This is a genomic window from Caulobacter sp. HMWF025 (assembly GCF_003060965.1).
GTDB lineage: Bacteria > Pseudomonadota > Alphaproteobacteria > Caulobacterales > Caulobacteraceae > Caulobacter.
On the sequence record NZ_QAII01000105.1, the window covers coordinates 49,599 to 72,372 of the forward strand.

The following is a 22,774-nucleotide window of genomic DNA, read 5'->3' on the forward strand; positions in this document are numbered from 1 at the left end:
CGCTCCGTCTACCTGCCTGCCGGGACCCAATGGATCCATGTCTGGTCCGGGGAGTCCTTTGCCGGCGGTCAGGCCATCGAAATCAGCGCCCCCTTCGGCCAACCGCCGGTGTTCTATCGGCCGGGCGGTGAGCACGACCCCCTGTTCCAATCCCTGCGTACGCTCTGAGGCCTCTGACCATGTTCAAGATCGACCGCAGGTTCCTGCTCTTCATGCTGATCGTTGCGAGCATCCTCAACTATGCTGATCGCCAGATTATCGCGATCCTGAAGCCGATGCTGCAGGAGGACCTGCACTGGACTGACGCCGACTATGGCCACCTGGCGGCGATGTTCCAGCTGTCGGCTGCGGTCGCCTATATGTTCGCGGGCTGGTTCATCGACCGGGTCGGACTCAAGTTCGCCAACCCCTTCGCGGTCGGGTCCTGGAGCCTGGCCGCCATGGCCCATGCTTTTGCCCATACGGTTGGTCAGTTCACCCTGGCCCGGGTGGCACTCGGCGCGACTGAAGCGCTGGGAACACCTGTCGGCATCAAGACCATCGCAACTGCATTCGAAGCCAGGTCGCGGTCTCTCGCGATCGGCATCCTCAACGCAGCCGGGAACCTGGGTGCCGTGGTGACGCCGCTGTTTGTCCCCTTCCTGGCGGCGGCGGTCGGTTGGCGACATACGTTCTCGATCGTCGGCGGACTGGGGCTTGTCTGGGTCGCGGTCTGGTTCCTGAGCGGGGCCTGGAACGCCGCAGCGCTCAATGCACCCGAGCCTGACAAGGCCGTGGCACCGGCCAAGGTCACGTGGAGCGAAGTGTTCAGGGACCGCGCGACCTGGGCGATCATGGGGGCCAAGGCGCTCTTCGACCAGGTCTGGTGGTTCCTGCTGTTCTGGACACCCGACCTCTTCCACCGGGTCTTCGGCCTTTCCATCAAGGAGTTCGCCGTCCCTCTGGCCCTCATCTATCTGATGGCGGCCTCCGGCTCGCTGATCGGCGGGGCAGTGGTCGGCCGGCTTATCGCTTCGGGATGGTCGGTCAACCGGGCCCGCAAGACCGTCATGCTGGTCTGCGCCCTGCTGGTCGTGCCGGTGCCGCTGGTGCTCTTCGTCAAGAGCTACTGGCTTGCGGTTGGCCTCTTGGGCCTGACCCTGGCGGCTCACCAGGGTTTCTCGGTCAATGTGTTCGGCATCATCACCGACGTCATTCCGGCCAAGCGCGTCGGGACCATCACCAGCCTTGGGGCCCTCAGCGGCAACCTGGCCGGTATGGGTGTACTCCAGCTGGCCGGCATGCTGCTGACCAGCGGCGTGGGCTACATGCCTCTCTTCCTGATGGCCGCCTGCGCCTATCTGCTGGCGTTGCTCTGGATCCACCTGTGGCTGCCTGTCCTGCGACTGGCCAATCTCTAGCCCTTGGCAAGAAGCAGCGAAGGTTCTCGCCAGGGACTGAATGCGTGTTCGAACTCGTCGCGCCGCACGGGCGGCCGGCGACCAGGGCCGAGTTCTGGCAGCTCGATCGCAGTTTCCAGACGACCTCCGAGCCGCAGATCCGCGGTGCCAGACGGACGCGATGGCGGCGTGCTGCCGAGGCTGTGATGCTGATGGAAGGCGCTGGATAGAAGCTCCGGCCATCGTGTCTCGCCAGCGGCGCCTCAGGTCAGAGCCGCTCGAAACTGACGCTTTCGACCACCTTTACGGTCTCGCGATGTCCCGGGGGCTCGGCATAGTCCATCAGGGTGATGATGCTGGGCCTGGCCTGCAGCAGCACGACGCTACTGGTACCGGGGTGGGGGGTGAAGCCCGACGCCTGCGGCAGGGTCTGGATGGTCCGGTTGAGCCGTTCTACCTGATCGAAGTCCGTGACTTCGCTGGCCTGTGCGGCCATCGAGAGGCTGTAGGGACCGGTCTTGCCGGCCCCGATCGCAATCGAGACGCGCGGGTCCCGCTTGATGTTCGCCAGCTTCTGGCTGTCGGTGGCGACGAGGAAATAGAGCGACTGCTCAAGCCTGAAATAGTTGACCAGGGTCACCTGCGGCCAGCCGTCGGGGCGGTTGGTGGCCAGGGCCATGAGATGCCGATCGTCGAGAAGGGCAAAGATCTTCGCCTGCAGGCTGGCTGTCGTCAGGTGAGGGGCGGGCATGGAGATGGTCCTTCTGCGAGAGGGCTTGGCGTCGTACGGGCCAGACGGGGCCAGTGGCGTCGCAGGCTCCGGGCCACCCCGAACCAGCCGCCGCTGGCTATGGCAGTCAGCAGGGCCAGGGCCAGCAGACCGGGTGTGGGCGGGGCGACCTTGAAGATCCCGTCGAGCGTCGGGACAGCGAAGATCAGGATCAGGAACCCCGCAGCGGCCCCGGCGATGCCCCAGTAGACGCGGCGATAGGGCGCGAACAGGTGGCCTCCGGCTGAGGAAGCATCGACCAGGGCGAGGATCAGATTGCCGGCCACCAGGGTGAGAAAGGCCGCGCCGCGGGCCTGGTTTTCAGGGTGTCGCTCGAGGGCCCAGACATAGAGCCCGATGACACCCGCGAGAACGCCGGCTCCTTCAAGCAGGGCCAGACCCAGCTGGCGCGGGCCGAACAGGGGCTCGTCCTGTCGGCGCGGCGGTTGCTGCATGAGGTTTGCGGGGCTGGGCTCGGCCTCGAAGACCATGGCGCAGACCGGGTCGATGACCAGCTCCAGAAAGACGACGTGCATGGGATAGAGCAGGGGCGGCAGGCCCATGATGATCGGAAGGAGCGCCACTCCGGCGATCGGCACGTGGATGGCGGTGACATAGACCAGCGCCTTGCGGAGGTTGAGGAAGATCCGTCGCCCAAGGCGGACGCCGCCGACGATCGAGGCGAAGCTGTCATCCAGTATGACCAGGTCGGCGGCCTCGCGGGCAACGTCTGTTCCCTTTTGCCCCATGGCGATGCCGATGTTGGCGGCTTCGAGCGCCGGAGCGTCATTGACCCCGTCGCCGGTCATGGCGACGACCTGGCCGTCTGCCTTGAAGGCCTCGACAATGCGCAGCTTCTGTTCCGGGACGACGCGCGCAAAGATCCGGACGTGGCGGAGCCGCTCGGTCAGGCTTGCATCGTCAAGCGCGCCGATGTCCGGTCCCAGCAGCACACCGGCAGAGACGTCGAAGCCAGCGGATTCGGCAATGGCCAGCGCAGTCGCGGGATGATCGCCGGTAATCATGACCACGGAGATCCCGGCGTCCCGTGCGGCCTTCAGCGCCGCCGGTACGTCCTCGCGGACGGGATCGAGGAAACCGATCAGGCCCGCAAAGTCGAACTGTGCGGCCTCCGGGTCGTCCGGAAAGCCTGACGGCATCCGACATGACGCAACGGCCAGGACCCGTAGTCCCTCGGCGGCGAGACCCTCCACGACGGCCGTCAGGTCCTGGACCCGCGTGACCTCAAGACGGCAGAGCCGAAAGATGGCCTCGGGCGCACCCTTTGCCGCAGCGAGCCAGATGTCGGGTGAGGGCCGCCAGAGCTGGATAACGGCCATCATCCCGGGGCGCAGGGGCCAGGTTCGGTCCGGTTTCGCTGCTGTTTCAGGTTCACGGGGCTGCAGGGCCCCCAGCCGGGTGACGACCGCCCTGTCCATGGGATCGACCGGATGCACGGCACTGGCCTTGGCCGCCAAGGCCAGCAGTGCCCGGCCCGGCGCAGCGGGTTCGTCATCATCAACGCCGGTCACAGGATCATCCGGACCGGTCCAGAGGCGTGCGACGCGCATCCGGTTTTCCGTGAGGGTGCCGGTTTTGTCGAGGCAGAGAACTGTGGCCCCCCCCAACGCCTCGATCACCGCGCTGCGTCGGACCAGGACCTTGTGCCGCGCCAGCCGACCGGCACCGAGCGCCAGGAAGACGGCCAGGATCATGGGAAACTCTTCCGGGATCAGGGCGATGGCGACGGTGATCCCGGCCAGGACGCCGCCGATCCAGTCGCTGCGCAGCAGCCCGTAGGCCACGGCGACAACGGCGCAGAACGCGATGGCCAGAAGACCCAGCAGGGTGACCAGGCGTCCCGCAGCTTTCTGCAGCGGCGTCGGTTCCTGCAGAATGCTCGCCAGCGACACGCCGATACGTCCAAGCGCTGTCCGGGCTCCGGTATGACAGATCCGCGCCACGGCCTGTCCCCGAACAATCATGGTGCCGGAGAACAGGTAAGGCCCGGAATCGCCTCCGGGTTTGGGTTCGGTATCCAGGGCCTCCCCTTCGCCGAGGGGGCGCTTGGAGACGGGCGCAGACTCCCCGGTCAGGGCTGACTCATCGATACTGAGTACATCGCCCGAGATCAGCACGCCGTCGGCAGGCAGGCGCTCCCCCTCACCGATCAGGACGATATCACCGGGCACCAGATCCCGTGCATCGCGCCGGGTCTCGAGGCCGTCACGGATGATCCGGGCAAAGGGTTGGGACAGATCGCGCAGGGCTGACAGGGCCCGCTCGCTCCGGGCTTCCTGCAGGACGACGAGCCCGATGGTGGCGAGCGCCCCGGCCATCAGGAACAGGCCCTCGCCGAGCCCGCCCAGCACCAGATAGAGCCCCGCCGCACCGATCAGTAGCAGGAACATCGGCTCGCGAAGGGTATCGAGGATGATCCGCACCAGCCCGCGTGTCGAGGTTTCGGGCAGGGCATTGGGACCGTATTCGGCCCTTTGCTGAGCGACTTCGGCGCTGGTCAGTCCGCTGAGCCCGTCGTGCGCCATGGGGCGATCCGTTCCGACTGTCGTCGCTGGCCCTGAAGGGTCAGGGGGCAGCAGGGGGCTGGCTCCCATGCCGCACCCGCTAATGTTTTGACCCGGTAGTTGTTCCCCGGGACAGCGGGGGATCGCAGCGTGGTGCGAAGCCTTCACCCTGCCATTTCGCAATCATGCGGCGATGCGGACAGGGCGATGCAGAGAGGTGGTCCCGGCTCAAGCACATGCCGATGGCCCTCGACCCACAGCCCCATAGGGGAGCCGGCCTCAAGTCTGGCCTCCAGCCGGGAGTTGACGGGGTCGATCAGCACCCTCAGCTGGCGACCCTGCCACTGGACCGGGAAGGCGAGACTGTGCCAGGCGGCCGGAAGCCGGGGCTCCAGCGCCAGCCCGTCCTCGCGCAGGCTCAGGCCCGCTAGGCCCAGTATGGCGATCATCCAGACGCCGCCCTGGGCTGCGATATGGATGCCGCCGGCGATGGCGACGTGGGTGTCGGCAAGATCGATGTCCGAGGACTGGCGCAGGTAGGTCAGAGCCTTTTCAGCCTGTCCGAGGCGCGCAGCGACCACCCCGTGCATAGCGCGGCTGAGGGAACTGCCGTGACCGCAGCGGGGCTCATAGTAAGCGAAGTTTGCCTCAAGGATTTCCGGTGAGACCGTTTCCGGCAGCAGCGCGAGCAAGGCCACGACATCGGCCTGCTTTAGGACCTGAGACTGCGCGATGCGGTCACGTCCGAGCACGACGTCCATGGGCACTGATCGACCGGCATAGGCCGCCAGGTCAATATCCTCGAGGTCCAGATAGCCGTCGAACTGCGCGAAGAGCTGGGACTCGGCGTCGAGCCCGGTCGCAAGACTGCTCGCCACGTCCTCCCAGGTCGCAAGGGCCTCATCCGTGATTGCCAACCGGGCCGAGAGGCGCGCCCACACCATCGGCCAGCGTTTGGCCAGAAGGGCTGCCGTCTCAAGGGCGTGCCGGATGTTCCAGCGCGCCATGGCGTTGGTATAGGCGTTGTCGTCGACCCCTTCGTGGTATTCGTCCGGACCGATCACATTTCGAATATGGCCCCGCCTGTCGGGCTCGATCGACACGCGACTGGCCCAGAACCGTCCGGTTTCGAGGAGGATTTCAGCGCCTGCGTCGCACAGGAAATCCACATCGCCCGTGGCCAGCCAGTATTGCCAGACGGCATAGGCGATATCGGCGCTGACATGCTGTTCCAGTGTGCCGGTCAGGATGGTCACGACCCTGCGGTCGGGACCGATCCACTGGGCCGGCGTGGTTTCCTCGCCGCTATCGGCCGACTCCCAGGCGTACAGGGCCCCGGACCAGCCCATGGATGTCGCCTTGGCACGGGCCGCGCCAAGGCCGTGGAAGCGGTACATCAAAAGCGCCCTGGCCGCCTCGGGCCAGGTGAAGGTGTAGAACGGCAGCAGAAAGATCTCGGTGTCCCAGAAGGTGTGGCCCTGATAGTCGTCGCCCGTCAGGGCGCGGGCACCGATCGAGACGGTCCCGTCATCCGGGTTCGCGGCACTGTTCAGGTGGTAGAGGGCGAAGCGCAGGGCCTGCTGGGCGGCCGGATCGCCCTCGATCACGACGTCGCTGCTCGACCACCGCTCGTCCCAGGTGGCGATATGTTCCGTTACCAGAGTTTCCGGCCCCCTGGCGCAGGCGGCGGCCAGCTCGACTCGGGCCTCCCGGGACGCCCTGGCTGTCGAGACGATTTCGTCGTCCCGAACGACGGCCACGATCCGTCGGAAGTCGATCAGGTGCCCCTCCAGGGCCTTCACTGTCCAGCGCCAGTGAAAGGGGCCAAGGGCTTCCGCGTCCACGGTCCTGCCGTCGACCGTGAGCCAGGCCCTTGAAGCGATGGCGAGGGTCTTGCGTGACGCCCGCGTGCGCCAAACCCCGAGGTTCTGCTCCTGGGTCTCTTCGCAGAACCCGAGGTCCAGACCTTCGAAGTTTGCCTCCAGCGTGAGTTCCGTCGCACCGCCTTCGACCTTGATCTGCAAGGCCTGAAACCCGATCCGTCTCTGCTTCAGCGACACGATCCGCAACGACTTCAGGTCCAGTTGCAGTCCGTCAGCGGTCGGATGGCGACACGCGGTTGAGACCTGGCCGTGCCGCATGTCGAGGACCATCTTGTGGTCGGAACCGGCCCCGGGATCATGGGCTACCGGTTCGCCGCCGCAGGTGAGCCTTACCCTCAGCCAGTCCGGGCCCGGCACCCGGACCGAGGGTGAACTGCCGCCGGGCATCGTATCGAACAGTCCGGCGATAAAGGTTCGTCCCGGTGCGGCAGCCCCACTGCCTCTGGTGAGGGCGGCGGCTCCTCTTACGCCGAGAAAGCCGTTGCTGACGGTCTGACGGGTTTCGCGGCTGCTTTGCCGCAATGGGTCGTAGCCGTGTTCTGTCAAAAGCCAGGCCGGCTCTGTCGTTTGATCAAACAGGTCGGTCATGGCTTTTGTCGGTGTGGAGCGGAGTTCCCGCACAGTCGGCCACCCAGCAGTGAGGTCAGGCCGAGGCAATCCAGGCTTGTCAGCACCAGATCGGCCCCTGCCTCGCAGAGGGCCTTGCTGTCACCCAGTCGGGCGATCCCCAGGGCCGTCATGTCGCCGCGCTGTGCGGCCACGATGCCGGCCGACGAGTCCTCGATGACCAGGCACCGGTCGGCCTGGACGCCGATTTCCGCCGCAGCGGTCAGAAAGATTTCCGGATCAGGTTTTCCGTGCACCAGATCTCGACCGCAGACGGCAACCCAGAACGCATCGGCAAAACAGCTTCCGTCATTCAACCGGATGGATCGAAGCATGGCCCAGGCATTCTTCGAAGCCGAGGCGGCAGCCATCGGAAAGCTACGGGCCTTGAGGGCCGCGACCAGACGCAAGGCATCGGGAAAGGCCTCCACGCGGCCGTCCTTGATGAGCGCCAGGAGGCGGAGTTGCTTTTCTTCGGCGTAGGCCCTGGCCCGGCCCTGCGCATCCTTCACTCCCAGTGCGACAAGGGCCGCCAGCGCGCCATCCTGGCGGGCGCGGCCGGCGACTTCGGCCTGATAGAGCGCCGTCGTGAACCTTGCAGGATCTGCGTAGCCTTGCAGGGCGTCGCGCCAGGCTTGCTCATGGGGCGAAGCCAGCAGGACGCCGTCGACATCGAAGATGACAGCCTTAAGCAGGCGTGGTGTTTCCGGCGTCCTCAGGGGCGCGGGCATCAGGTTGTCAGCCAGGCGCACGGCAGGCCCGACCCGTCAGCGGGCTGATCCGAAACCGGCGCGCCCCATCGAAAACCACTGCCCCTTCGGCCTGCAACTGGCTGATCATGCGGGACACGGTTTCGATGGTGAGGCCAAGATAGTCGGCGATGTCCTTCCGGCTCATGGACAACAGCGTCCAGCCGCTCGTGCCTGGCTTGGCGATGGTGCGCAGGAAGTGGCTGACGCGCTCCAGGGCACTCTTCCGTCCAAGCAGCAGCATATGGTCCTGTACGCGCTGGAGTTCGAGGCCGGTCGCCTGCCAGACCATGCGCTCCAGCAGCGCGCCCTCCCGGCCCTGATGCTTCAGTGCCGAGCGCTTGACGATGAGGACCAGGGCATTGTCGAGGGCCTCGGCCGACGAGCGGTGATGCAGGCCGACCTCAAGGCCGAAGACATCACCGGGATAGTAGAACCCTCCGACCTGCCGGCGGCCATCCTCAAGCAGGCGGGTACTGCGGACCGAGCCCTGAAGAACCCGGTACAGCAGATCTGCATCCTCATCCTGTGCGAAGACCTCTTCCCCGGGCGAGAACCTCTGCCGTGACCCGACCGCCTCGAAGGGGTCCTGGGGCAGGTGGGGGGCGATCCGTGAGGGCGCGCGAGCGCTCGAAAGCGTGTCGAATAACATCGGCGTCTCCGGGAAGGGCACCCCTAGACTGGGACCATTGGGACGCCACCGACATTGGTGACTTTACTTAGACCGGATGGACCCCCGTCGCGTGACAGGGGCTTCGGCCTCGTCCTCGGTTGCGCCGGAGCGGCAGGCCATTCGATCTAGGGGAAACTGCGGATATCGGCCAACGACGGACGCGGTGACAACACACCTCTCAGCTTCGGGAGGGTGCCATGAGTAGCCCGGTTTCAGGCTTTCAGCGTCCGGATGGTGTTCAACTCACAACCGCACATGACCTGCGGAACCTCTTCTGTGTCATCACCTCGGCGGCGCGCCTGCTCCGCAAGGCGCAAGACCAGGCGCAGGGAGACAGCCTGCTCTCGGCCACCGAGGAGGCAGCCTTCCGCGGTGGCCATCTCGCCGGTGCCCTGCCCAGTTGCCCGATGCCGCCCATGGCCGGCGTTTCCCGGTCTGCGAGCCACCCGTGCTGCGGCCTTCAAGGCGACCTTCACTGACCAGCACCCGCGACCGCCGAACCCGGTCGCTGGTTCCGCTGGGGCGGCGGTCCCGGTTCGTCCAGCTGCGTACTATCCCGGATGCCGTCCTCCCGGCGAAGGTCCTAGCCTCGGCCGCTGAAACTTCTGACGGCTGGAGGCGACCATGAAGACCCTTCTTCTCCTGGTGCATGAGGACCCCGGTCAGGAGGCGCGGTTGCAGGCGGCGCTCGACCTTGCCCGCGCCCTTGAGGGCCATCTCAAGTGCGTGGACGTTACGCCGCTGCCTCTCTTTCTGGGCGACGCGGACGGGACAGCGCAGGGGCTGATCCTGATGGATGAACGTGAGACGGAGACCGCCAACAGAACCCTGCTCGAAGCCCGTCTCGCCGGCGAAGAGGTGCCCTGGGACTGGATAGACAGCATTGGCGACATGGCGGGATGTGTGCTGCGCGAGGCAGGCCTGGCCGACCTGATCGTCATAAACTGCAAGCGGGACACGTTTCTGGCGATCGATCCGCGCGGGATTTCCAGCACGCTTGCCGATCAGGCGCGCTGTCCAGTTATCGCCGTTCCCGACGAGGCCAGGGGACTGGATGCCAATGGACCGGTGGTGATCGCGTGGGATGGCGGCGGCCCGGTGATGGCGACCCTGAGGGCCAGTACGCCGCTTCTGAAGCTCGCGACGTCCGTGCACATTCTGCATGTTCAGGAGGGGTCCGAGCCAGCGGAGGGCGTTCCTCCAGAGGCTGCTGCAGCCTACCTCTCGCGCTACGGCATACATGCGGTCATTGAACGTGTAACGGCCCAGCAGCAGCGCCCCGACCCGCTGATCCTGGAGGCCTGCGCGGCAAGGCGCGCGCGGTATTGCCTGATGGGCGCCTATGGCAAGGGGCGGCTTCGGGAAGAGCTGTTCGGTGGCGTGACGCGCCGGTTGCTGGATGCGGCCCAGCTGCCGCTCCTGCTCGGCCACTAGAGCGATCTGTCTGTCTTCAGGATCAGCGCTGCACCCGCGGGCGATTGCCCATCGTTCAAATGGCGCGCAGGGTCGTCTGCCGGTATGCGATCTGGGGTGTCCCGATGGCGCGGCGTACCAGCCCAGTCTGGTGGAGCGTCCATGGCCGCCATCCGCCGACACACCTCTACGCACCAGGCCCTTGGCTATGGCGCTGTCTTCACGGCCGTGGTGGTGACCGCCCTGCTCGGCTGGGGCCTGGAAGTCTGGTTCGGACTCCGGTCGTCCTATCTGCTGTTCATGGTCCCTGTCGTGGCGGCGGCTGCGTTCGGTGGCGTCGGAGCCGGTCTCTGTGCCGCCCTGCTGGGCCTGCTGGCAAGTCTGATGTTCAGCGACGGCCGGATTCTGCCCGGAGACGGGCTGCTGGAACCGATCAGCTACCTGGTGGCTTCGGGAGGGGTGATCTTCGTCGGCAGCCAGATCGGCTCGCTTCGCAAGCGCGCCCTCGCCAGCGAGAGCGGAGCCGAGCAGCGGGCCCAGGACGCAGCCCGTGTCGCGCGCGAGCTGAGCCTGTTGATCGACGGGGCGACCGAATACGCCATCTACATGCTCGACCCCCAGGGGCGGGTGATGATCTGGAACACGGGTGCCGAGCGTCTGAAGGGGTGGGCTGAGGCAGAAGCGATCGGTCTGGATCTCACGACCTTCTATCCCGAAGACGCACGCTTGGCCGGCAAGCCGAAAGCAGACCTGGACCGGGCGCGATCAGAAGGCTGGTTCGAGGAAGAGGACTGGCGGCTTCGCAAGGACGGATCGGAGTTCCTCGCCCATGTGTCGATCAGGGCGCTGATTGATCCGTCCGGCGACCTCCAGGGTTTCGCCAAGGTCTTGCGAGACATTACCGGTCAGCGGGCCAGCAAGCAGGCGCTTGAGGCCGGCGCAAGCCATCTGAGGTCGATCCTGGAAACGGTTCCGGATGCCATGGTCGTCATCGACCAGGGCGGAAAGATACTGTCCTTCAGCGCAGCCGCCGAACGTCTCTTCGGCCATCCGGAAGAGGCCGTGCTGGGCCTGGACGTGAACTGCCTCATGCCCGAGCCGGATCAGGGGCGGCATGTCGGATATCTGGAACGCTATGTCCGGACCGGGGTCCCCCATATCATCGGCACCGGTCGCAAGGTTCTTGGTTTGAAACGCGACGGAACGACCTTTCCGATGGAGCTGTCGGTGGGTGAGGCGGCCGGTGCCGGGCAGCGGGTGTTTACCGGGTTTGTCCGCGATCTTACGGCGAGCCAGCGCACCCAGGCGCGGGTCGAGGAACTGCAGGCCGAACTAATCCATGTCGCCCGGGTCAGCGGCATGGGCGCTATGGCCTCGACCCTTGCCCATGAACTCAACCAGCCGATCACGGCGGTGACCAACTATGTCGAAGCCGTGCGCGACCTTCTGGCCGAGCCCGATCCTGATGACTTACCGATGATCCGCGAGGCGCTGGTAGATGCGGCGGGTCAGGCCCTGAGGGCAGGTCATATCGTGCGACGCCTCAGGGACTTCGTTGCCCGGGGTGAGGTCGACAAGAGTGTCGAGGACGTCGAAGGCCTCGTGAGGGAGGCCACAGCCCTCGGGATGATCGGCCGTGAGAACAGCGCAAACGTCGCATTCAGTCTCGAGCCTGCGGGCGTCGCCGTCCTGGTGGACAGGATCCAGATCCAGCAGGTCCTGATCAACCTGATGCGAAATGCCGTCGAGGCGATGGCGGACCAGTCCGACCGCCGTCTTTGGCTGAGCAGTCAACGGGAGGCGGGCGGATTTGTCCGGATTTCCGTCTCCGACAACGGACCCGGTGTGGCCGAGACCGTTTCGGACCGACTGTTTACGGCCTTCGTCAGCACCAAACCCGACGGCATGGGCCTGGGGCTCTCGATCTGCCGCACGATCGTCGAGGCCAATGGTGGCCGGATCTGGTTCGAGCCCCGACCAGGCGGTGGCGCGCAGTTTCATCTCACGCTGCTCCAGACAGACCATGGAGCTGGCGATGGCGTCTAGGCGTATGATCCATATTGTCGATGACGAAGAGGCCATCCGGCGCTCTGCCGGCTTCATGCTCAGGACGTCCGGCTATGCCGTGACGAGCTTTGCGTCTGGCCCGGACTTCCTGCAGGCGACCAGATCCCTTGAAGCCGGATGCGTGCTTCTGGACGTGCGCATGCCCGACATGGACGGTCTCGAAGTGCAGCGGGAGCTGGCGCTGAGGGGCGTCGCCATGCCTGTCGTAATCCTGACGGGCCATGGCGACATCTCGATTGCGGTGCGGGCTATGCGGGCCGGGGCCGTCGATTTCATCGAGAAGCCGTTCGAGAAAAGCGTGTTCCTTGAGGCCATCGTCATCGCGTTCGAGCGCCTCGACGATTCGACCGGTCGGGCCACGCGGGCCAGGGACGCCGCCGTCGCGGTCGCCTGTCTGACGGCGCGCGAACAGGATGTCCTGCGGGGCCTTGCCCAGGGGATGCCCAACAAGACCATCGCTTTTGACCTGGGCATCTCGCCGCGGACCGTGGAGGTGCATCGGGCCAATCTTATGGCCAAGCTGCAGGTCAGCAGCCTTTCGGAAGCGCTGCGGATCGCTTTCGCGACCGGCCTTCAGAACCCGCCCTAGAGGACCATTACGTAGCGACTTCGGCAACGGCAGCGTGCGATCTGGTTGCAAGACTAAACCCCGGCAAGCCGTGCCCCATTGGCTGTTCATGACCCGAGATCCGAACCCGTCCGCGCGCCGCAGCCCGGAAATTCTGCTGGTGGTCAGCGCACATGATGTCCGGCGTGCGCTACAATTGCGGCTTCGTGGCCATGGTCTCGATGTCCGCGCCTATGGATCTGGTTCCGCATTGCTTGCCGATCCTCGTGCGGTCTCTGCCGCAGGCCTTGTCGCAGACGACCGTGCGGGCGGGGGCAATGGCTTCGGAGTCCTGAAAGGCTTGCGGGATCGCGGCTGGACGGGACCGGCGCTTCTGATCACGGAAACCCTTTCCGCCGAACTCACGCTTCGGGCTCGCGAGGCGGGTTTCAGCAAGGTCCTCGACAAGGCCGAACTGGATCGAACCCTTGTCGAGGTCGTCGACCGGATGCTGCAGTCGGCACGTCCCTCAGCGGCCTGAGCCGGGGAACGGAGCCCCTTCGCCGGGCCCGAGTGGTGCCTCGACGATCCGGCTCAGGATCTGTTCACCCGAGCGGTTCAGATGCAGGTCAGACTTGCGGCCGCCCAGATTGATGCCCTCGATGTCGAGACGGTCGACGCCGATCGGGAGACGCGGATCCGTGAGCCTGATCTGGCCGCTCCAGCCATCGACTGTTACGCCCAGACAGGCTTGCAGCATCATGAAGATGGAGCCGGCGGCCCAGGCCTGGGGCAGGCAGGCGACCGGATAGGCCACCGGAGGCTCGCCGGCGGTACGCGAAAAACCGCAAAGGAGTTCGGGCAGGCGCATTTCGAAATGGGCCGCCGTCTCGAACAACCCGGCCAGCATGCGGACCACCCCAAGACGCTCGCCATACTGCGCCATGCCCATGACACACAGGGCCGTGTCATGCGGCCATATGGAGCCGTTATGATAGGACATCGGGTTGAAGCGGGTCTCCCCCACGGCGAGGGTCCGCAAGCCCCATCCGGCATTGAAGACCGAGCCCAGGAGCGTATCGATGACCCGACGGGCGCGTTCTGGGCTGGGCAGGCCGCAGAAGAGCAGGTGGCCCGGGTTCGACCCCCTGACCCGGCAGGGCTGCCCGGCTCCGTCGATGGCCATGGCGTAGAAGCCGCGATCTTCCATCCAGAAGCGGTCCTCGACCGTCTGGCGCAGGGCCCCTGCACGTCCCGCCCACCGCTGGGCACTTTCCGGATCTCCGCGCCGCCGGGCCAGGGTGGCCATCCCCCTGAAGGCGGCAAAGGCGTAGCCCTGCACCTCGACAACGGCGATCGGGCCGATCGGAAATCGTCCGTCGATGTGGAAGACGCTGTCTTCGCTGTCTTTCCAGTTCTGGTTGGAGAGGCCGCTGGCCGCGCCACGCGCATAGTCGATCAGGCCGTCGCCATTGCTGTCGCCAAACTGTTCGATCCAGCCGATCGCCTTCAGCAGCGACGGCCACATGCCGTCGATGAAGGCCATGTCACCGGTCCGGTCGGCATAGGCGCAGGCCAGGGCGACGAACAGGGGCGTAGTGTCGACGCCGCCATAGTATCGGCCGAAGGGCAACTCCCCGAGCGCTGTCATCTCCCCCCGCCGGGTTTCGTGCATGATCTTGCCCGGCGCACTGTCCCGGAAGGCCGAGATCTCGACGGCCTGATGTTCGCTCAGATAGGCCAGGACGCCGCGAGCCAGTTCAGGCTGGATCCAGAGCATCTGCCAGGCGGTAATGATCGCGTCCCGGCCGAACGGCGTCGAGAACCAGGGAATCCCGGCATAGGGATAGGGGCCGGTGTCCAGTTCGGTGGTCAGCAGGGCCAGGTCTGCCCGCGACTTGTCGAGCCAGTCATTGAACAGACGACCCGAACTGTGAACCCGCGCCCCGCGTCGGATCCGGCTGCGCATGCTGAGACGGGCCCGCGCGGCGGCGGCCCGCCAGCGGCTTCGGACCGGGACGGGCGCGGCCTCGGGACCGATCTCGACATAGAGCTCGAACCGGTCATCAGCTGACAGCATGAACAGAAAGTCTGCGCTGGACGGCGTCAGCCGGCCGGGGGGCTCGGAGAAGCTGATGACACTCAGGCGCTGGATGGTGTCGAGACCGGTATAGGCGAAGGTGAGCGACCGGCCTTCCGCGACGGGGTCCTGGCGCAAGCCCTGGGCGCTTCGCTTCGAGCCGCGAACCTCGAACATGTCCCGGAAGTCAGCCGCCATTTCGAAGCGTACCGGCAGCATGACGAGGTCACGACTGTAGTTGGTGAACGTGATCCGCTCGTAGCAACGCTGATCCCATAGGAAACGCTTTCGCTCCAGATGGATGGCACCATGCTGAGCCGCTGATCCGGCCCCCAGGAGCGGCAGGTCCTGGTTGGTGGCATGACAGTTGAAAAACACGTTGTCCTGCGACACCGACGAGCTGAGGTGCGAGGGGGGCTTGCCGCCCAGGGTCAGGCGGTACTGTGACAGGACGCGGGTATCGTTGTGGAACAGGCCATCGCCGGTCCCGCCGATGTCCCCGAAGGCATCGGCCACCAGAAAGGTGTCCTGGTCCTTCAGGGCATAGAGTGGCGATGGCGGGCGGGGCTCGCCGGCCCGGTCCTCGCTCGAAACGTCGTCGGTCGCCGGGGCTGGTGACGGTTTGGCCAGATCGTCCATGATCCGTCCCGCGTCAGGCGCTTAGCGCGAGGCTCAGGGACGCGCCGGCAGACTGTATCCTTTGCGCATAAAGGACCTGATAGCGCCGTGCCATGGCCGTGGCTGAAAACCTGAGATCAAAGCGATCCCGTACAGCGCGGCGGCTCAGGCTGCTGAGGCGCGCGACGGCGTCGGCGGCTTCCTGTTCGCTGTTGACGATAAATCCGGTCAGTCCGTCTTCGATCACTTCACGGACTGAACCCCTGTCATAGGCGATCACCGGCGTCCCGGCCGCCATGGCTTCGATCATCACCAGACCGAAGGGCTCCGGCCAGTCGATCGGGAAGAGAAGGGCATCGGCCCCGCCGAGGAACGCGCCCTTGTCCCTGTCCCCGATCTCGCCGATGAACTCGACCAGGGGGTCCGAAAGCAGGGGTTCGACCACCTCGTGGAAATAGGCCCGGTCAGCCTGGTCGACCTTGGCGGCAATTTTCAGACGACGCCCGGCGCGACGAGCGATGGCGATGGCGCGATCCGGCCCCTTTTCCGGCGAGATGCGACCGAGAAAGGCCAGGTAGCCTTCGGTCTGCTCCTGGTGTTCATGGCTGTCGGTGTGGATGCCGTGCAGCACTGTCCCGACCCAGTTGGCATCAGCCAGGTGCGCACGCTGCGAGTCCGAGATCGAGACGAGACCAAACTCGGGATAGCGTCTGTAGAGTTTGGCCAGATCCTTCATGTCCAGGCGACCGTGCAGGGTCGTCAGGGTCTTTCCGGCCATGTCGGCGAACAGGCCAAATTGCAGCATGTCGGTGTGGAAATGGATGAGGTCGAACTGATCTGCGCGATCCCTGACCTCAAGCAGCATCGAGAGGTGAGCGGCGAGATCGGATTTCAGCGGCGCTGGGTCCAGGCGGATCGCCTGGTCGCGAACCACGACCAGCCTCGCCTTGGTCTCCGCTTCAGCGCTGGCGAACAGGGTGACCTCATGTCCCAGTTCGACCAGGGCATCGGACAGGTGGGCCACGACTCGTTCGGTGCCTCCATAGAGGCGCGGCGGCACGGCTTCATAGAGTGGCGGGACCTGGGCGATGCGCATGACGGGACTGTCCCCAACGCGGGCCGAACTTGGACCGCATCATGACAATCCATCGTCAGGCCGAGAGGTTCCGCACGTGGCAGTCCGGTCCAGTTGAGCAAGACCTCGGGTCCATCTCCGAGCCGATATCGAGTTCAGATAAGAAATCGAATTTAAAGGACTTTTCCCGGCCCCGTAGTGTGGCGGCAGTCCTTGTCGGATTGTGTGGTGGCGGAGAGGGTGGGATTCGAACCCACGGTGCCCTTCCAGGCACGCCGCATTTCGAGTGCGGTACATTCGACCACTCTGCCACCTCTCCATTGGGTGCCGTTCGAGAGCTGTTTTGAGCTGCCCGAGGTCGAGGGCGCGATACCTAGCGGCGTCGTCGCGGTAACGCAAGTCCCTATTGCGGCCTTTGTGTCGCGGTCACGTCGTGGTCCGCAAAACCCTCTGGGTGCAGCGGAAAAGCGCAGGTGTCTTGTCCGTCGTCCAGGTGGTCACGACGGCTCCCCGGAACCTGTCGCCCCCTCAGGCTTGGCGCGCCAAGCACAGGGCTGGCGATCAGGGGCGAGGGCGCGTGGGCGCCTAAAGGGAATGGATGTCTACGGGCGGAAAGCGCCGGCCGTCTTCAGTCTCCGGCGGCAGCTTGCCGGAGCGGATCGCAACCCGCAGGGCCTCGGCCGGATAGGGGAGTGGCGGCAAGGTGGAGTCGGCAGTCTGGCGGGCCGCGACGAAGTCTGAGGCCGCGATCCCGTCACGCAACTGGATGTTGCCGGTTCGCTGCTGGGTCACGGTGGTCGCAGCCCGGCCGGCCGAATCCTCCCAGCCGGCCATCAGGCGGGTGTCGCCCGGCAGGGACAGGAAGCGTCGGGCCGCAGCATAGAGCCCCTCGGCATCGGCCCCGAACAGATCGCAGCGGCCGGTTCCGATCTCGGGAGCCAGAACGGTATCACCGGTGAAGAGGACGTCGCCGATCTGGTAGGCACAGGCCCCGGGCAGGCGGCCGGTAATCGCGTGGGCGGTGATCTCCAGGCCGCCCATCGGCATGACCTCACCGTCCTGGGCCAGCTTGTCGAAATCCCAGCCGTCCAGGTCAACGCCATCCTCACCCAGGGCGGGGGCCAGGCGCTTGAGACTGTCGACCACGCCGGCACCGATACAGACCGAAGCGCCCGTTTCATATTTCAGGTGACCGGCAGCGGACATGTGAGCGGTATGCAGGCCGGTTTCCAGGATCCAGGTCGGACCCATGTCCCGGGCCCGGATGTCGGCAATAATGGCGTCAACAAAGGCGGTATCGACCGCCTGGGTCTCGGGATCAAAGTCCAGGACCGGGTCGACGATCGCGCACAGCAAGGTGGCCGGATCGACAACGAGGTAAGTCACCGTCCCCGTGGCGGGGTGATGGTGCGCGATGATTTCCGGCTGCATGCGAACGCCTGAGAGGTCCCGATCAGCGCTACCGTGAAGCAAAGCCGTTAAACATCAGCGAACGGCGCACCTGTCCGCCGGGCTGGCAGCAGGGCTGAGCGAGAATGGCGGAAGTCAGTGTCCGCTTTCGAGGGTGCATGGGCTGCGGGCCCCGCGCATTTCAGTCGCCCAAAGCGGCTCAACATAACGCCCGCCGTCCCTGAACGCCGGGGCGCAGCCTTCTGGCGGCGGTCTGCCCTCGCTGCCAACGGCCAGGGACACCGCGACGGACTGCTGCTTTCCGCCGCGGCTCCAGCGCCCAGGATGGCCGTAGCCCAGATTGTCCCCGCTCCAGCCGGTGGGTCCCTGGCCCATCATCTCGCCATGGCCGAAGTCGTCACGGGACCAGAAGACAGCCTGCTTGCCGAAATCGGTTTGCGAAACGGCAATCCCCAGGGTCGCGCTCTCGCCGATTGGAATCAGGGTCGAAACATAGGCGCTGCGATAGCCGCCGGTGCCGATCGTTACGCCGGCAGAGCCATGGATTTTGCGCGGAGTGTCGTCGTCGCGACCAATCACGCCGGGCGCGTCCCCGTCGAGCTGTACGGGGGGAGAGGCTGCCAGCCAGGCTGCGATCTGCTCCTCCGTGGTCAGAGCCCTGGTCGTCGGCGCGGCGGCAGCATTGGCCGCTTCCAGCTTCTGGGCCTGTTCGGCGCCCTTGAGGTCGGGCTTCCGGGCGGCGGTCGAGACAGCCTCATCGGCCCCCGTCAAAGTCTGGGCCAGGGCCGGCTCGGTCAGGGTCAGGGTCAACAGGACGGCAAGTATCGGGCGTGAGATGGTCATCGGCTTTCCGGAGACAGGTCGCCAAAAGCCTTAGGCCCTTTTGTCAGCCCAATTAGGGCGCGATTGTTGCGCGGCTGCAAGGCCGGTCCCATCACAGGCCCAGGAGGCCTGCCTCCAATGCGGCCATGTCAGGCGGGAGGGGGGTCTCGAAACGAAGAGCCTCGCCGCTGATCGGATGAACAAAGCCGAGCACGGCCGCATGCAGGGCCTGCCGCTCGAAGCCGGTCTCGTCGAGGATGGCCCGCACGCCGGCACCGGGTTGTCCGCCGCCATAGACTGGATCGCCAAGGCAGGGGGTACCCTTGCTGGTCAGGTGGACGCGGATCTGGTGAGTCCGGCCTGTCTCCAGCCGGCAGGCGACCCGCGCGGCCAGAGGCTTTTCAGCCGGTCCGAAGACCTGCTCGACGCTGTAGTGGGTAATCGCTTCGCGCCCGCCGCTCTTGAGGATGGCCATCTTCTTGCGGTCGTGGGGCGAACGCCCCAGCCGGGTCTGGATCGTGCCCCGCCCGGGATAGGGTGCCCCCCGGGTCAGGGCGATGTACAGGCGGTCGATGTCGTGACTTGCGAAGAGCTTCGAGAGGCCCTGATGGGCAGCATCGGTCTTGGCGGCGACCATCACGCCGGAGGTCTCCTTGTCCAGGCGATGGACAATACCGGGGCGCGCGACGCCGCCGACACCGGACAGGCTGCCCCGGCAGTGGTGCAACAGGGCATTAACCAGGGTGCCGCTGAAGTTGCCGGGGGCGGGATGGGCGGCCATGCCGGCCGGCTTGTCGATCACGATCAGGTCGGCGTCTTCGTACAGCACCGTCAGCGGGATGTTCTCCGCTGTCGGTTCCGCCGGCGTCGGTGCCGGTATGCCCAGCCGGTAGAGGCCCGGACGGGCCTTCTGGGAGCCGTCCGTGACGGTCGCACCGTCAAGGGTCAGTCGTCCGTCGGCCAGGAGGGCCTGCAGCCGGGCACGGGACAGGCCTTCGAAGCGGGGGGCAAGGGCCTTGTCCAGACGCTCGCCGGCCTCGGAGGGCGTGAGGGCGACTTCCAGCCAGGTTTCGGATCCGCTTTCTGAAGGCTCGCCATCGAGCTCGTCGATCTCTTCGTCGAGCGGGGTCAAGGCTGTTTCGGATCCGTATCGACGCTCGGCGGAAGCGGTTCGGGGGCCCCCGAAAGCGTCAGGTCGAAGACCGATCCGCCCGGGCCGGTCTCGACCAGCACAAGGTCGCCGCCATGGCCCTGGGCCAACTCGCGGGCGATGGCCAGGCCAAGGCCGGTCCCGCCGCGCCGGACCGACCCGACGAACGGCTGGAACAGATTGGCCTGGGCGCGGGCCGGAACGCCCGGACCATCGTCGGAGAGCCTCAGGACACTATGGCCGTCGACCCGCCGCAGCTCGATGAAGATCCGGCCCTTGCGGCCGCGGTCCGGCGCGCCTTCGATCGCCTCCCGGGCATTGCGCAGCAGGTTGGTCAGGATCCGGTGCAGCTGGTCCGGGTCTGCCAGCACCTGCTCCCGGGCATCAATCACCGTCTCCAGCGCCACGCCGCCGGGCGTGAGGCCGGAGTCCTCGGCCGCCATCTCCAGCGCGGGACGCAGCGGGATGGTTCGCGAGACCGGTGCAGGCTCCCGGGATTTGCCATAGGCCATGACGTCGCTGGCCAGGGTGATGGCCCGGTCCAGGGCGCGCTCCAGGCGCGGCAGGGCCTGGGCCACCTTGGGGTCGCCGAGGGCCGCCAGACGGTCCGAGGCCATCTGGGCGCTGGTCAGCATGTTTCGCAGGTCGTGATTGATTTTGGCGACCGCCTCGCCCAGGGCCGCGAGGCGGGCCTTGGACGCCAGCGCTGTCAGCAGGTCGGTCTGCATGCGGTCCAGCTCCAGCTCGGCCCGGCCGATCTCGTCCCGACGGGTCGAGACCACAATGCGGGCGGCGGGGTCGTCAGGATCGGCGCGAAACTGCTCCATGGCGCGGGTAATCCGCTGCATGGGCCGAACCAGGAAGATGTTCAGGAACAGATAGACAAAGAAGCCGGCGAGGCCGGCCACAAACACCGTCACTCCGGTCAGCCGCCAGAAATAGCTGACTAGTTGGGCCTTCAACGGCGCATCGGGCAGGACGACCTCGACGAACTCGGCCTTGCGGAAACGGGGCTCGGCCATCACGCGGACCATGCTGCCCGGCGGGCTCGTCAGGGTGAAGAACGGTGCGGCCAGCCACGAGCCGGGGTTCTGGCGGCGGAGATCGACCAGATAGGGCGTTTGCATCGGAGCCTTGGGCGGCAGCACCAGCCGCCGCGCTCCGTCGACCTGGACGGCGACCGTCACGGCCCCGGCCTGATCGAACAGCTGGCCGGCGACTGGGTCGCTCACTCGCAGTTCAGGATCGCTTTCAGCAATGGTCGAGGCCAGTTCCCCGGCCCGGACCCGGTCCAGCAGCCATTGCTCTTCATAGGCGGCCAGGGTCGGCGGCAGGATCATCAGGCCGGCCAGGGTGACGACGAAGGCGGTGAAGAGCAGCAGGCGCGCCGACAGGCCCCGTGGCCACGGGAAGCGCCGTCTGGGCGGCGCGCTCGGGTTGTCCTGCGGCGAGACCGTCTCGGTCATGACCTTGAGTTACTTCACGTCGGGGGCGGGGGCAACGCGCCCACGCCGCCAATGGCGCCACAGTGGCGGCAGAAACGCCAGTGCCCCCATGCCGATGATGGGCAGATAGACCCGGGGAGACATCAGGCTGTCGAGCGAAACCGGTCCGCTCTGGGCGAAGACGTGTCCCAGGCCCGACCCAATGCCGGCATAGACAAACGAGCTCGGCAGCATGCCGAGGAAGGACGCTGACAGAAAGGTCCCGAAGGGCACTTCCATGAGCCCTGCGGCGACATTGACCAGCAGCAGCGGAAAGGCCGGGATCAGCCTCAGGGTCAGCAGGTAGGCAAAGGCGTTCTCGCGAAAGCCGTCCTCGACCTTCAGCAGCAGCGGGTTCTTCCAACGGCGCAGGAAGTCGCCGAACGCGGTCTTGCAGACCAGATAGACGACGGTAGAGCCGCCCGTCGCGCCGCTGACGGCCGCTGCCCCGCCCAGAAAGGGACCAAACAGGTAGCCCCCCGACAGGGACAGGATCAGGGCCCCGGGCAGCGAAATCGAGACGGTAGCGACATAGACCGTCAGGTAGATCAGAACGCTCAGAACGGGTCGCTGACGGGCAAATTCCCGCAGGCTCTCGCCCTGGGCGCGCAGTTCCTCCAGCGACAGATGCTCGGCAAGGCCGCTGACCAGGGCCGTGACCAGCAGCGCGACCAGCAGGGCAACGGGGCCGTACCGCCGCAATAGCCCAAGGGCACCAGGACCGGTCATGCGGTCCCGATCGCGTCCTCGACGCCGGCAAAGCCGTCGGCACGCAGGCGGGCGGCAAGGTCTTTCTTGATGCGAACCACCAGACCTGGGCCGCCATAGACCAGCGCCGAATAGAGCTGCACGGCCCGGGCTCCTGCCCGGATCTTGGCATAGGCTCCGGCACCGTCGGCGATCCCGCCGGCCCCGATCAGGGCCACACGGCCCGCCGTGGCGGCGTGGAAGCGTTTCAGGACAACCGTCGAAGGCTCCAGCAGCGGCGCGCCGGAGAGGCCGCCCGTCTCGCCGGCCTGGGCCGAAGCCAGGCTTTCAGGGCGGGCGATCGTCGTGTTGCTGACAATGATGCCGTCCAGGCCACTGGCGACTACGGTCTCGACAATGGCCTCGACCTCGCCGTCTTCCAGATCGGGGGCAACCTTCAGGAAGATCGGATAGTCGCGGCCCGAGCTGGCCTTGAGTCCGATCCGGGTCTCGGCCAGCCGGCCCAGAAGCTCCTCGAGCGCCGCCCGGGTCTGCAGGGCGCGAAGTCCGGGCGTGTTGGGCGAGGAGATGTTGGCCGTAAAATAGTCCGACAGACCCCAGAGGCGGCTCAGGCCGGTCACATAGTCGGCGATGCGGTCAGTGGCCTCCTTGTTGGCCCCGATATTGGCTCCGACAATTCCGGGTCTTCCCTTGCGCCGGGTCAGGCCGGCTGCAAAGGCCTCAAGACCCTTGTTATTGAAGCCCATGCGGTTGATCACGGCCTGGTCTTCAGTGAGCCGGAAGAGCCGGGGGCGGGGGTTGCCGGCCTGGGGCAGG

19 protein-coding genes and 1 tRNA gene are annotated in these 22,774 nt (G+C 66.2%); 6 read left to right on the top strand and 14 right to left on the bottom strand.

Going from position 1 to position 22,774, the window contains the following annotated elements; all coding sequences use genetic code 11:
• A partial coding sequence (locus DBR10_RS20480; protein ID WP_442861116.1) for a hypothetical protein occupies positions 1 to 168 on the top strand: 168 nt, incomplete at its 5' end.
• 11 nt (positions 169 to 179) lie between these two features.
• Positions 180 to 1,400, top strand: a complete 1,221-nt coding sequence (locus DBR10_RS11860; protein WP_108505963.1) for an MFS transporter — start codon at positions 180 to 182, stop codon at positions 1,398 to 1,400.
• 247 nt (positions 1,401 to 1,647) lie between these two features.
• Here DBR10_RS11860 and DBR10_RS11865 read toward each other — a convergent pair whose 3' ends face one another.
• The 5 genes from DBR10_RS11865 to DBR10_RS11885 all read right to left on the bottom strand — a co-directional run bounded on the left by DBR10_RS11865 (position 1,648) and on the right by DBR10_RS11885 (position 8,563).
• Entirely contained in the window at positions 1,648 to 2,130 is a 483-nt protein-coding gene (locus DBR10_RS11865; protein WP_108505964.1) for a pyridoxamine 5'-phosphate oxidase family protein, read from the bottom strand.
• Positions 2,112 to 4,694: a cation-translocating P-type ATPase gene (locus DBR10_RS11870; RefSeq protein ID WP_108505965.1), complete on the bottom strand. Its 2,583-nt coding sequence runs from the start codon at positions 4,692 to 4,694 to the stop codon at positions 2,112 to 2,114. Before DBR10_RS11870 ends, DBR10_RS11865 begins: the two co-directional genes overlap by 19 nt.
• A gap of 143 nt (positions 4,695 to 4,837) precedes the next feature.
• Complete coding sequence (locus tag DBR10_RS11875) at positions 4,838 to 7,144, bottom strand: glycoside hydrolase family 65 protein (protein WP_108505966.1); 2,307 nt, start codon at positions 7,142 to 7,144, stop codon at positions 4,838 to 4,840.
• Complete coding sequence (locus DBR10_RS11880; protein WP_108505989.1) at positions 7,141 to 7,893, bottom strand: HAD family hydrolase; 753 nt, start codon at positions 7,891 to 7,893, stop codon at positions 7,141 to 7,143. Before DBR10_RS11880 ends, DBR10_RS11875 begins: the two co-directional genes overlap by 4 nt.
• A gap of 7 nt (positions 7,894 to 7,900) precedes the next feature.
• Positions 7,901 to 8,563, bottom strand: coding sequence for a cyclic nucleotide-binding domain-containing protein (locus DBR10_RS11885; protein ID WP_108489967.1), 663 nt, complete (start codon positions 8,561 to 8,563; stop codon positions 7,901 to 7,903).
• A 645-nt stretch (positions 8,564 to 9,208) separates the two neighbouring features.
• On the opposite strand from DBR10_RS11885, the gene DBR10_RS11895 reads away from it, so the two are divergent.
• The 4 genes from DBR10_RS11895 (at position 9,209) to DBR10_RS11910 (ending at position 13,152) form a co-directional block, all read left to right on the top strand.
• Positions 9,209 to 10,018, top strand: a complete 810-nt coding sequence (locus tag DBR10_RS11895) for a universal stress protein (RefSeq protein ID WP_108505967.1) — start codon at positions 9,209 to 9,211, stop codon at positions 10,016 to 10,018.
• 141 nt (positions 10,019 to 10,159) lie between these two features.
• Complete coding sequence (locus DBR10_RS11900; RefSeq protein WP_108505968.1) at positions 10,160 to 12,043, top strand: PAS domain-containing sensor histidine kinase; 1,884 nt, start codon at positions 10,160 to 10,162, stop codon at positions 12,041 to 12,043.
• Positions 12,033 to 12,653, top strand: coding sequence for a response regulator transcription factor (locus DBR10_RS11905; protein ID WP_108486828.1), 621 nt, complete (start codon positions 12,033 to 12,035; stop codon positions 12,651 to 12,653). The genes DBR10_RS11900 and DBR10_RS11905 overlap by 11 nt, the downstream gene beginning before the upstream one ends.
• A gap of 88 nt (positions 12,654 to 12,741) precedes the next feature.
• Complete coding sequence (locus tag DBR10_RS11910) at positions 12,742 to 13,152, top strand: response regulator (protein WP_199225333.1); 411 nt, start codon at positions 12,742 to 12,744, stop codon at positions 13,150 to 13,152.
• Here the strand turns inward: DBR10_RS11910 and DBR10_RS11915 are convergent.
• The 9 genes from DBR10_RS11915 to DBR10_RS11955 all read right to left on the bottom strand — a co-directional run.
• Positions 13,141 to 15,330, bottom strand: coding sequence for an amylo-alpha-1,6-glucosidase (locus tag DBR10_RS11915; RefSeq protein WP_108505969.1), 2,190 nt, complete (start codon positions 15,328 to 15,330; stop codon positions 13,141 to 13,143). The genes DBR10_RS11910 and DBR10_RS11915 overlap by 12 nt on opposite strands.
• A gap of 13 nt (positions 15,331 to 15,343) precedes the next feature.
• Positions 15,344 to 16,405: a glycosyltransferase family 4 protein gene (locus tag DBR10_RS11920; protein ID WP_108505970.1), complete on the bottom strand. Its 1,062-nt coding sequence runs from the start codon at positions 16,403 to 16,405 to the stop codon at positions 15,344 to 15,346.
• Between the two features lie 208 nt (positions 16,406 to 16,613).
• Positions 16,614 to 16,703 (bottom strand) — tRNA-Ser (locus tag DBR10_RS11925).
• A 266-nt stretch (positions 16,704 to 16,969) separates the two neighbouring features.
• Positions 16,970 to 17,815: an MBL fold metallo-hydrolase gene (locus DBR10_RS11930; protein ID WP_108505971.1), complete on the bottom strand. Its 846-nt coding sequence runs from the start codon at positions 17,813 to 17,815 to the stop codon at positions 16,970 to 16,972.
• A gap of 114 nt (positions 17,816 to 17,929) precedes the next feature.
• A complete protein-coding gene (locus tag DBR10_RS11935; RefSeq protein ID WP_218278402.1) occupies positions 17,930 to 18,637 on the bottom strand; it encodes a hypothetical protein in 708 nt (235 codons plus the stop codon).
• Positions 18,638 to 18,728: 91 nt separating this feature from the next.
• Positions 18,729 to 19,748, bottom strand: a complete 1,020-nt coding sequence (locus DBR10_RS11940; protein ID WP_108505972.1) for an RluA family pseudouridine synthase — start codon at positions 19,746 to 19,748, stop codon at positions 18,729 to 18,731.
• Positions 19,745 to 21,232 carry a sensor histidine kinase gene (locus DBR10_RS11945; RefSeq protein ID WP_108505973.1) on the bottom strand — a complete coding sequence of 496 codons (1,488 nt, stop codon included), beginning with the start codon at positions 21,230 to 21,232 and terminating at the stop codon, positions 19,745 to 19,747. The genes DBR10_RS11940 and DBR10_RS11945 overlap by 4 nt, the downstream gene beginning before the upstream one ends.
• Positions 21,233 to 21,241: 9 nt before the next feature.
• Entirely contained in the window at positions 21,242 to 21,979 is a 738-nt protein-coding gene (locus DBR10_RS11950) for a TVP38/TMEM64 family protein (protein ID WP_108505974.1), read from the bottom strand.
• Positions 21,976 to 22,774 (bottom strand): quinone-dependent dihydroorotate dehydrogenase (locus tag DBR10_RS11955; protein WP_108556363.1); only part of this gene is annotated, 799 nt, incomplete at its 5' end. The genes DBR10_RS11950 and DBR10_RS11955, both read right to left, overlap by 4 nt.

What these genes read in the sequence shown, in the direction of transcription:
- DBR10_RS11885 (WP_108489967.1), bottom strand. Translation starts at nt 8,563, where the DNA reads ATGTTATTCGACACGCTTTCGAGCGCTCGCGCGCCCTCACGGATCGCC.
- DBR10_RS11900 (WP_108505968.1), top strand. Translation starts at nt 10,160, where the DNA reads ATGGCCGCCATCCGCCGACACACCTCTACGCACCAGGCCCTTGGCTAT.
- DBR10_RS11880 (WP_108505989.1), bottom strand. Translation starts at nt 7,893, where the DNA reads ATGCCCGCGCCCCTGAGGACGCCGGAAACACCACGCCTGCTTAAGGCT.
- DBR10_RS11895 (WP_108505967.1), top strand. Translation starts at nt 9,209, where the DNA reads ATGAAGACCCTTCTTCTCCTGGTGCATGAGGACCCCGGTCAGGAGGCG.
- DBR10_RS11870 (WP_108505965.1), bottom strand. Translation starts at nt 4,694, where the DNA reads ATGGCGCACGACGGGCTCAGCGGACTGACCAGCGCCGAAGTCGCTCAG.
- DBR10_RS11915 (WP_108505969.1), bottom strand. Translation starts at nt 15,330, where the DNA reads ATGGACGATCTGGCCAAACCGTCACCAGCCCCGGCGACCGACGACGTT.
- DBR10_RS11875 (WP_108505966.1), bottom strand. Translation starts at nt 7,144, where the DNA reads ATGACCGACCTGTTTGATCAAACGACAGAGCCGGCCTGGCTTTTGACA.
- DBR10_RS11865 (WP_108505964.1), bottom strand. Translation starts at nt 2,130, where the DNA reads ATGCCCGCCCCTCACCTGACGACAGCCAGCCTGCAGGCGAAGATCTTT.
- DBR10_RS11860 (WP_108505963.1), top strand. Translation starts at nt 180, where the DNA reads ATGTTCAAGATCGACCGCAGGTTCCTGCTCTTCATGCTGATCGTTGCG.
- DBR10_RS11950 (WP_108505974.1), bottom strand. Translation starts at nt 21,979, where the DNA reads ATGACCGGTCCTGGTGCCCTTGGGCTATTGCGGCGGTACGGCCCCGTT.
- DBR10_RS11920 (WP_108505970.1), bottom strand. Translation starts at nt 16,405, where the DNA reads ATGCGCATCGCCCAGGTCCCGCCACTCTATGAAGCCGTGCCGCCGCGC.
- DBR10_RS11905 (WP_108486828.1), top strand. Translation starts at nt 12,033, where the DNA reads ATGGCGTCTAGGCGTATGATCCATATTGTCGATGACGAAGAGGCCATC.
- DBR10_RS11930 (WP_108505971.1), bottom strand. Translation starts at nt 17,815, where the DNA reads ATGCAGCCGGAAATCATCGCGCACCATCACCCCGCCACGGGGACGGTG.
- DBR10_RS11945 (WP_108505973.1), bottom strand. Translation starts at nt 21,232, where the DNA reads ATGACCGAGACGGTCTCGCCGCAGGACAACCCGAGCGCGCCGCCCAGA.
- DBR10_RS11910 (WP_199225333.1), top strand. Translation starts at nt 12,742, where the DNA reads ATGACCCGAGATCCGAACCCGTCCGCGCGCCGCAGCCCGGAAATTCTG.
- DBR10_RS11935 (WP_218278402.1), bottom strand. Translation starts at nt 18,637, where the DNA reads ATGACCATCTCACGCCCGATACTTGCCGTCCTGTTGACCCTGACCCTG.